At 65.3% G+C, this 8,865-nt stretch carries 7 protein-coding genes and 1 pseudogene; 6 read left to right on the forward strand and 2 right to left on the reverse strand.

Annotated features, from left to right (window positions below):
* Nucleotides 1–258: 258 nt before the first annotated feature.
* Nucleotides 259–1,376: pseudogene (locus QOI01_RS10770) on the forward strand (IS21/IS408/IS1162 family transposase); the annotation flags it as partial.
* Nucleotides 1,363–1,737, forward strand: a complete 375-nt coding sequence (locus QOI01_RS10775; RefSeq protein WP_526380696.1) for an STAS domain-containing protein — start codon at nt 1,363–1,365, stop codon at nt 1,735–1,737. The pseudogene QOI01_RS10770 and the gene QOI01_RS10775, both read left to right, overlap by 14 nt.
* 250 nt (nt 1,738–1,987) lie before the next feature.
* Here QOI01_RS10775 and QOI01_RS10780 read toward each other — a convergent pair whose 3' ends face one another.
* Together QOI01_RS10780 and QOI01_RS10785 are read right to left on the reverse strand one after the other, a co-directional pair.
* Nucleotides 1,988–3,076 (reverse strand): LLM class flavin-dependent oxidoreductase, encoded by a 1,089-nt coding sequence (locus tag QOI01_RS10780; protein WP_526380684.1) that lies wholly within the window; start codon nt 3,074–3,076, stop codon nt 1,988–1,990.
* 59 nt (nt 3,077–3,135) lie between these two features.
* A complete protein-coding gene (locus QOI01_RS10785; RefSeq protein ID WP_526380686.1) occupies nt 3,136–4,245 on the reverse strand; it encodes an acyl-CoA dehydrogenase family protein in 1,110 nt (369 codons plus the stop codon).
* A gap of 356 nt (nt 4,246–4,601) precedes the next feature.
* Between QOI01_RS10785 and QOI01_RS10790 the strand changes: the two genes are divergently transcribed.
* The 4 genes from QOI01_RS10790 to QOI01_RS10805 form a co-directional block, all read left to right on the forward strand.
* Nucleotides 4,602–6,182, forward strand: a complete 1,581-nt coding sequence (locus QOI01_RS10790; RefSeq protein WP_526380688.1) for an ABC transporter substrate-binding protein — start codon at nt 4,602–4,604, stop codon at nt 6,180–6,182.
* 3 nt (nt 6,183–6,185) lie between these two features.
* A complete protein-coding gene (locus tag QOI01_RS10795) occupies nt 6,186–7,226 on the forward strand; it encodes an ABC transporter permease (RefSeq protein WP_526380690.1) in 1,041 nt (346 codons plus the stop codon).
* A complete protein-coding gene (locus QOI01_RS10800) occupies nt 7,223–8,143 on the forward strand; it encodes an ABC transporter permease (protein WP_526380692.1) in 921 nt (306 codons plus the stop codon). The genes QOI01_RS10795 and QOI01_RS10800 overlap by 4 nt, the downstream gene beginning before the upstream one ends.
* On the forward strand, nt 8,140–8,865 hold a 726-nt coding region (locus QOI01_RS10805; RefSeq protein ID WP_526380694.1), incomplete at its 3' end, for an ABC transporter ATP-binding protein. The genes QOI01_RS10800 and QOI01_RS10805, both read left to right, overlap by 4 nt.

Here is an 8,865-nt window from a genome sequence, read left to right on the forward strand (position 1 = left end):
ACTCTTGACCGAATCTTGTCGACGGTCGCGTAATTCCGCCGGGGTGTCTGTCACGTAATTCCGCCACCGGTGGGCCTCGGGTGTAGGTCTACCGGGCTGGCTTGGTGTTGTCTACCGGCGCTGACGGCGCTCATTGATAGTGCCCAGTTCTGCTCACTGAAAGTGCTCACTGTGTGGCTCCGCCGATGAGGGCGGGTGTCCTCCGATGCTGGTGGTCTCTGACCACGCACCAGCCATCTGAAGGAGACCCGCTTTCTCATGCTCACATGGGAGGACGACGTGGAGATACACGCACTGCACAAACGAGGCTGGACGATCTCGGCGATCGCCCGCCACACCGGCAAGAACCGCCGCACCATTCGCAACTACCTGAGCGGGGTCACCACCCCCGGCGTACGCAGACCGGCCGCACCTGATTTGTTCGACCCGTTCCTCGACTACGTGAGCAGCCGGTTGCTCGAGGATCCGCATTTGTGGGCGCGGACGTTGTGCGATGAACTCGAAGGCCTGGGTTACCCGTTGTCGTATTCGACGTTGACCCGCCAGATCCGGACTCGCAAGCTGCGACCGGTGTGCGCGGCGTGCGCCACGGCCACGGATCGGCCCAACGCGGTGATCGAACATCCGCCGGGTGCTGAAACCCAATGGGACTGGGTGGATCTGCCGAATCCACCGGCGTCGTGGGGATGGGGGTCGATGGCCCGTCTCATCGTCGGATCGTTGGCCCACTCCGGGCGTTGGCGCGGGGTGCTCGCCCCGTCGATGACTCAGCCGCACCTCGTCGATGGCCTCGATCGGGTCTGCCGCCGCTTGGGTGGTCTCACCCAGACGTGGCGTTTTGATCGGATGGCCACGGTGTGTCACCCCGAATCGGGCCGGGTAAGTGCGAGCTTCGCCGGAGTGGCCAAGCATTACGGGGTCGCGGTGGCGATCTGTCCACCACGGGCGGGTAACCGCAGGGTGTCGTGGAGAAGGCCAATCACACTGCAGCCCAACGCTGGTGGCGCACACTTCCCGATGATGTCACCGTCGAGCAGGCGCAAGCCTCACTCGATGAGTTCTGCCGGCTGCGTGGTGACACCCGGCTACGGCCCACCCCCAGCGGCAAGGCCACCGTAGTGAGCGTCGCCGCCGCCGAACCGTTGGCGGCGCTGCCCGCTACGCCGTATCCGGTGATCCTGACCGAGACCCGCACGGTGTCACGCCAGGCGCTGGTGTCCTAGGGCGGCAACCGGTACTCCGTCCCGCCGGAGTTGGCCGGCGCCGCGGTGTCGGTCACGTGGGTGCTGGGTGCGGAGGTGATCGACATCCTCACCGCCTCTCAGATCACCATCGCCCGTCATCGGTTGGCTGCCGACGGCGCTGGGGCAACGGTCGGGGGCTAGGACCACCGTCGTACAGGTCGCCGGAGACCTGCGCGGCGATGGAGCCGGGAGTCTCCGGAGGACTCTGGCTGGCGAGCTAACGGGCACCCCCGAACTGCTTGTGCTAGATCTGTCCGACATCGAGCAGATAGACGTGGACGGCATCGACGCGCTGGATGCGATTGCCGAGCTAGCGGCTGAAGACGATATCCGATTCTGCTTAGTGTTCCCGCCGAAGGGGGTAGACCGACGCCGCCTAAACGTAGTGGAGTTATCGATGAGATTCCTGACCTTCTCATCAGTCAACGAGGCGCTGCAGCCCCATGAGCGGCCCGCAAAGCGTTCAAACGGGCTGGCGCCAAACATACGATGATGCCGGTCGGCGAGTGGACTCAAAGGCAGGATTCCGCAGCCTGCGCGCGGTTGCCATTGGCCTCGCGAGCAAGCCGCGCGGAAAGTTTGAACTGAAATCGGCGAAGTCGGATGACGACTGTTGGGGGAGAGGGTAATTCCTGGATCATCGCGATGTAGCCGACGGTGCTGGTGAGTGCGAAGGCGGCGATCAACAGCCGCAGGCGGCGATCCGAAGCAACGTCGATGACCGGTGCACAACGGCTCAGCGGTCATTCGCGCAGCAGGGGCAAAAGCTGATTACCCTGCCGCTCGATCTCACGCAGGTAAGGGGTGTCGGACAACACGAAGTGGGTGACGCCGAGATCCTGATATTTGCGTAGCGATTTAGCGACGTCCGACGCTGATCCCACTAGCCAGGTGGTGGCCGCTCCGCCGCCACCGAACTTGCCTGGTGTGGTGTACAGATTGTCGTCGAGGACCTCGCCACGCTCGGCAAGGTCATACAGTCGCTGCTGTCCTACCGCGGCACGGCGATGCGCACTCAGTGGCAGAGACCCATGCTCGCCCCGACCGTTGTCGGCCTGTTGAGCCGCCATCTGCGACACCTTGGCCTCAGCTTCCTGCCAGGCCTGTTCGGTGGTGTCCCGCACGAAGGTGGTGATCCGCAGGCCGAATTCCAGCAAGGGCAACTCCCGTCCGACCTCATCGCTGAGAGTACGCAGCCGCTCGATCCGGTCTCGGACGCCGTCGAGCGGTTCGCCCCAGAACAGTTGCACATCGGCATCCGCGGCCGCGACCCGCTCGGCGGCCGGTGACGCGCCGCCGAAGTACAGTGTGGGGTGTCGGCGTTCGCCGTGCGCAACGATGCGGGGGGCCACGGTGGAGTGCTCCACCTGGAAGTACTCGCCGCGAAAGGTCACGTCCTCTTCGGTCCAGAGCCGGCGCACCAGATGTATGAATTCGCTAGTGCGTGCGTAACGGTCGGACTGTTCGGCATTGGCATCGCCATAAGCGGCGAGGTCGTCCTTCCCCGATACAATGTTGACCCGTAGGCGTCCACCGGTGAGATGGTCGAGAGATGCTGCTGCCGCGGCGAAGTGGGCTGGACGCCAGTAGCCGGGCCGCACTGCCACGAGCGGCTCGAAGGCGGTGGTCCTTGCGGCGAGTGCCGTTGCGACGGTGAACGTGTCGGGCCGGCCCCAGCCGGTTCCGATCAGGGCGCCGGTCCAGCCATTGTCCTCGAGCGCAACGGCCTGCCGGGTCAGGGTCTCAAGGCTGTTGTGGTCCTCGACCGTATCGTCGCCCCGGTGGCCGGCCTCGACCTGATTCGGTATATACCAGAGGTATTCGTTGCTCATCGTCTTCCTGGTTGGGTCATCTTGGTGAAGTCATCCTGATCAATCGCTGCGGTGGGTGTTCAGCGGGCGAAATGCGCGAGCTGAGCGTCCTGGACATCGGCGCTCTGCCCCTGGACGAGGACGAACAGCGTCGACCGTGCATGCAACTGCGCGGTGTCGTCGAGAGCCAGGCCCCGTCCCGATCGGGCCGCCAGCAGTGCCCGGGTCATGGTGGCCAGCGCTTCGCCGATGGCGATTTTCGCCGCCAGCCGCTCATCGATGCGGAGGTATGGTTCCTTGGCGGCTTTGGCCTCGTCCGCGAGGGCGTAGGCATCAGAACGTATCTGGGCCACGCGCGGCCGCCAGACCTCGGCGACGTCTCGGGCGCGGAAATGGTCTGCCCGGTCCAGCTCGCCGAGCACCGTTTCGGCAAGTCCGAAATGGTGCCCGCGGGCGTCACTCGCCACCCCGAGATCCTCTGTCCGCCAATCAGACAGCGACTGCGTGGCGATGGCGTTCGCCGTCGGCACGAACACGTCGTTGAGGGTGACGCGTTCGGTACGGCTGCCTGCGACGGCGCTCAGCCCGAGGGGAGTGGACCGGATGTTGGCGTCGATCGGGACCAGCGCGGTGACGACGGTGTGCGTAGTGTCCTCGACGGCGGCGACCGCGAGCGCGGTACTCAGTCCCCACCCGCTGAACCACGACACCGTGCCCGACAACGTCCAACCCGCGGGTGCGCGGGTGGCAGCGATGTGGTGATGCGGAAAGCGGCGGACGTCGCTGACGGCAGCACCGACGAGGGTGCGGCCGCGCAGGATGTCATAGCCCAATTCCGGTAATGGTTCGCCGGCATGGTGGACATCAGCCAGTTTCCAGACCAGGGGAGCGTGCTGGGCCCACACCAGCCATGTGTTGAAGCAGGCGCCGGCGATGATCTCGTGCACGCGGCGGTCGCCACTGCGATCGAGAGCGCCGCCGCCAAACTCTGCCGGTGCGACATGGTTCAGTAGGCCCCGGCCGGCGAGCTCGACGATCCTCTCCGGCGCCACACCCTCGCGGTCGGTCCGTAATGCGGCGGGGCGCAGGGTCTCATCGGCGTAGGTGATGGCCGCGCGGATGAGAGGGATGGCGTCGCCGGTCGGGACGGCGGGCGCCGCTGTGAGGTTCCTGTCCAGCGGGGCGGTCATGCAAGTTCTCCTCTCCCGGGTGCACCTATGCGGGACCGACAGCCACGATCGTAAGTCTGCCTGCGTGCGTCTACCTTGCGCATCGCCTGACGTGCCAGGCAAGGAGAAACCTACTGTAGGCGAGGACATTTGGTCATCTTCGATTCACGGTGAGCCGAAACGATGACGGCCACGGGGCACGCTGGTTCACTTCGGTTGGTGCCTGTATTAGCCCACGTCGGCTTTGGGCCACCCCCGGCGGATGTTTGCCCGCTCGGGGGTCATTGAGCGTGTTCGTGATCATTGGGAAGGGACGAAGACCGTTGTCCGCCAGAAGTTTGCGCCGGTTCGTCTTGTCCTCGGCGGCGGTTGCTGCGGTGGCCGCATTGCTCGTTGCCTGCGGTGGTAGCTCGTCCAACAATGCGGGCGGAGGCAGCCCCGTCTACGACGGAACGCTGACCTTCTACGACCCGGTGCAGTACGACGCCTGGACTCCGACGAACTCGCTCTGGTCAAACAGCCAGGTAGCCGATAACGTCGCCGAACGGCTCATCTGGCAAGTTCCCGCGTCTGGTGACTTCAAGCCCTGGCTAGCCGAATCGTGGCAGATCAGCGACGACCATCTCGCCTACACCTTCAGGCTGAAGCCGGGTATCACCTTCAGCGACGGTTCACCGCTCGACGCGGCGGTCGTGAAGCTCAACTTCGACCAGCACGGCTTCGGAGACAAGACGCTGGGTGTCCCGCAGGACCCGTTCTGGACCGAGTACGCAGGCACCGACGTCGTCGACGATCACACCGTCGTGGTCAGGCTTTCGAAGCCGAACGTCGCGTTCATCCAGGTCCTGTCGAACTATCGCTCGAGTTCCATCCTCGGAAAGTCATATCTGGCAAAAGATCTCAACGGTCAAGGCGACCTGCACAATTGGGTGGGCACTGGGCCGTTCGTGGTCGACTCAGTCGACGGCACCAATGGGGTGACCCTGAAGCGACGCGACGACTACAACTGGGCACCGTCCGGTTCGGCCCACACCGGTAAGGCCTATCTGGAGAAGATCGTCTTCAAGACGGTCCCCGAGGCCGGCACCCGTGTGGGTGCGCTGCAGTCCGGCGAGGCGCAAATCGCCAGGAACATCGCCCCGTACGACGAACAGACCGTGAGCGCCGGCGGCGGGCAGATCGTGGCCATCCCGGTACAGGGGCAGTCCAATGACCTGACCATTCAGCTCGCCGACCCCACCGCACCAGTCCAAGACAAGCGGGTGCGGCTCGCGCTGCAGGCCGCGACCGACCGCGACGCGATCAACAAAGCAGTGCTGTCTCCCAACTACCCGATCCCGACAGGCGCGCTGGTGAAGGGCACCCCGCTGCGCCCTAACTCGAGCAAATACCTGCAATACGACTTGGGCAAGGCCAATTCCCTGCTCGATGAAGCCGGTTGGACGCCGGACGCCGACGGCATCCGGGTCAAGGACGGCCAGCGGTTGACCTTCCACCTGCGGGTGGCTCCCTACTACCAGGTCTCCCAATCGGTACTGGAGGTGCTGCAGTCGCAGTGGAAGAAGGCCGGTGTCGAGATCACGCTGACGAGCCCTTCGCTGACCGAGTACGAGTCTCACGAGCGAAAGGACAAGGACTGGTTGTTCGACCAGGGACAGACGTCCACCGCCGAACCCGGCGTGTTGCGCACGGCCTTCGCCAGCGACCGTCAGAACACGATCGACGCGCATACACCCGACGCGGTGCTCGACGGACTGCTCGTGGAGCAGTCGGGCGCCTTCGACACGACTGCCCGCAAAGCGGCGATCCAGGCGGTCGAGGATCGCATCTTCTCCGAGGGCTATGCAATACCGCTCTACGACGAAACCCAGGTATTCGGTCTGGCGTCGGGCGTCAACGGGTTCACCACCGAGTCGACCGGCCGGGCGTGGCTGTACGACACCTGGATCGCGAAATAGCGGATGCGCACCTATGTCCTGAAGCGAATCGGCCAGGCGGTCGCGGTGCTCTGGGCCGCCTACACCCTGTCCTTCCTGCTGCTCAGTGCGCTTCCTGGCGACGCTGTACACAACCGGATCCAGAACCCGGATGCCCAGATCTCACCCGAGGCGGCGAAGGTCCTGGTGCACTTCTACGGGCTCGACAGACCCTTGCGGGGGCAATACCTGACCGCACTGGGCCACGCGCTGCAGGGTGACCTCGGATACTCGATCAGCACGGGCCAGACCGTCACCGGATTGATCGGCGATGCCCTGCCCAGCACGCTCAAGCTCACCGGCCTGGCGCTGCTGTTCGGGGTCTTCTTCGCGGCGGTGCTCGCCGTGCTGATCAACTACGCACGGTGGTCGTGGTTGCGCAACGTCTTCGGTTCGGTTCCCGCGATGTTCGGGTCGGTACCTACTTTCGTCGTGGGAATTCTTGCTCTGCAGTTCTTTTCCTTTGGCATCCACCTGATCCCCTCTTCCGACAACGGATCACTCTTGGCACTCATCGCTCCGGCGATCACCCTGGCGTTCGTGATCGCGGCACCACTGGCGCAGGTGCTTGCCACCTCGATCGGCGCCACCCGAAAGCTGCCCTTCGTGCATGTGCTGCAGGCCAGAGGAGCCGGCGAGGGTTACATCTTCGGGCGAGGCGTGTTGCGGAACTCGTCGCTGCCGGTGCTGACACTGCTGGGCCTGGCGTGCGGAGAGCTGATCGCCGGATCCGTTGTCACCGAAGCGGTGTTTGCCCGCAAAGGCATCGGACAGCTCACGGTCAGCGCAGTCAGCACGCAGGACCTGCCGGTACTCCAAGGTGTCGTGCTCGTCGCCACGTTGACCTACGTAACCGTCAATCTCCTTGTCGACGTGGCCTATCCGTTCCTCGACGCACGGGTCTTACCCGACGGGAAATCGCAACGGGTCACCCGACGCAAGGCCGCCGTACTCCCGCCGAGCGCGCGACGGGCGGCGTCGATCGCGGTGGCGCGGGCAACGCCGATCGAGGTGTCCGTGCGATGACGAGCGTGGTCAGAGACGAAACACGCATCGGTGCAGTAGGTGTCGTGGCCGACCAGCGGCCACGTGCCGACCGCGTATCGGCGCTCACCGATACCGTGCGCTGGGCAGCTGGGCACTGGGGTCTCGTCCTGTCGGTGATCGTGTTCGCCTTGGCCGTGCTGTGGGCAGTCGTCCCTGGCGTGTTCACCCACTACGACCCGATCGCGATCGACAACACCAAGCGGTTGTTGCCGCCGTCGGGACAGCACTGGTTCGGCACAGACCTGCTCGGCCGGGATCTGTACGCGCGGGTGATCTACGGCGCGCGAGCGTCCCTGCTCGGCGCCAGTATGGCCGTCGCGGTTGCCGTCGTCTTCGGCTCGCTGCTTGGCGCTGCTGCCGGTTGGTTCGGTGGCTTCGGCGACAGCCTGGTGATGAGGCTCGTCGACGTCGTGCTGTCCATTCCGGGCTTCCTGCTCGCCATCACCATCGTGGTGCTCTACACCGCGAAGGTGGGGTCGACCGGCATCGTCCCTGCCGCGATCGCTGTCGGGCTGACGTCGTCGGCGACGTTCGCCCGGCTCATCCGCGCCGAGGTGCTGCGTGTGCGGACCAGTACCTACGTGGAGGCGGCGATCACCAGCGGCGCAACCAGTCTGACCATCCTCCGCCGTCATGTGATCCCCAACTCGCTGGCGCCGACGGTGTCCCTGATCGCAGTGCAACTCGGCATCGCGATCATCTGGATCGCATCGTTGAGCTTTTTGGGGCTCGGTGCCCAGCCGACGCAACCGGAGTGGGGGCTGCTGGTCGCCGACGGGCGCAAATACATCGCCACCAGGGGCTGGCTCGTGATCTACCCCGCCTTGACCATCGTGGCGGTGGTCCTGGCGACGAACCACATCGCGCGCCACCTGACGACGCGCAGTGCGCGATGACCGATCCCGTTCTGTCCGTTGCAGACCTGACCGTCGGTTATCGCGTCGCGCGTGAGCTGCGCCAGGTCGTGCACCAGGTGAGCTTCGACCTGCGCCCGGGTCAGGTTCTCGCGCTCGTGGGCGAGTCCGGTTCGGGGAAGACCACGACCGGGCACGCCATCCTGGGCCTGCTCCCCGACAACGGCGAGGTGATCAGCGGCTCGATCACCCTGCACGGTCAGGATCTGACCGCGCTGAGCCCGAAGGCGTGGCGTGATCTGCGCGGGCGGGTGGTGAGCCTGATCCCGCAGGACCCGGCGGTGTCGCTGGACCCCGTGCGACGGGTGGGCCGGCAGGTCGAGGACGTGCTGCGCCTGCACACCGACCTCGACGCCGATGCCCGGCGCGACCGCGTGTACGAGCTGTTCGAGCTCGTCGGATTCGACGACGTGGCCCGCCGCGATCGGCAGTACCCGCACGAATTGTCAGGTGGTATGCGCCAGCGTGTGCTGATCGCGGCGGCGGTGGCCGCCGACCCGCAGGTCATCATCGCCGACGAACCCACGTCGGGTCTGGACGTCACGGTGCAAAAACAGGTCCTTGACCTCATTGACGAACTACGCGCCCGGTCGTCGACCAGCATCGTGCTGGTCACCCACGATCTCGGCGTTGCCGCCGATCGATCCGATCTGATCGGCGTCATGCAGCAGGGCCGACTGGTCGAAGTCGGCCCGACTGCCACG

Origin of the sequence: Mycobacterium sp. (assembly GCF_032162605.1) — a bacterium.
In the GTDB taxonomy this organism is placed as follows: domain Bacteria; phylum Actinomycetota; class Actinomycetes; order Mycobacteriales; family Mycobacteriaceae; genus Mycobacterium.

Bases quoted from the DNA above. Each gene is read 5' to 3' on its own strand.
- QOI01_RS10785 (WP_526380686.1), bottom strand. From the start codon at position 4,245: ATGACCGCCCCGCTGGACAGGAACCTCACAGCGGCGCCCGCCGTCCCG.
- QOI01_RS10795 (WP_526380690.1), top strand. From the start codon at position 6,186: ATGCGCACCTATGTCCTGAAGCGAATCGGCCAGGCGGTCGCGGTGCTC.
- QOI01_RS10780 (WP_526380684.1), bottom strand. From the start codon at position 3,076: ATGAGCAACGAATACCTCTGGTATATACCGAATCAGGTCGAGGCCGGC.
- QOI01_RS10800 (WP_526380692.1), top strand. From the start codon at position 7,223: ATGACGAGCGTGGTCAGAGACGAAACACGCATCGGTGCAGTAGGTGTC.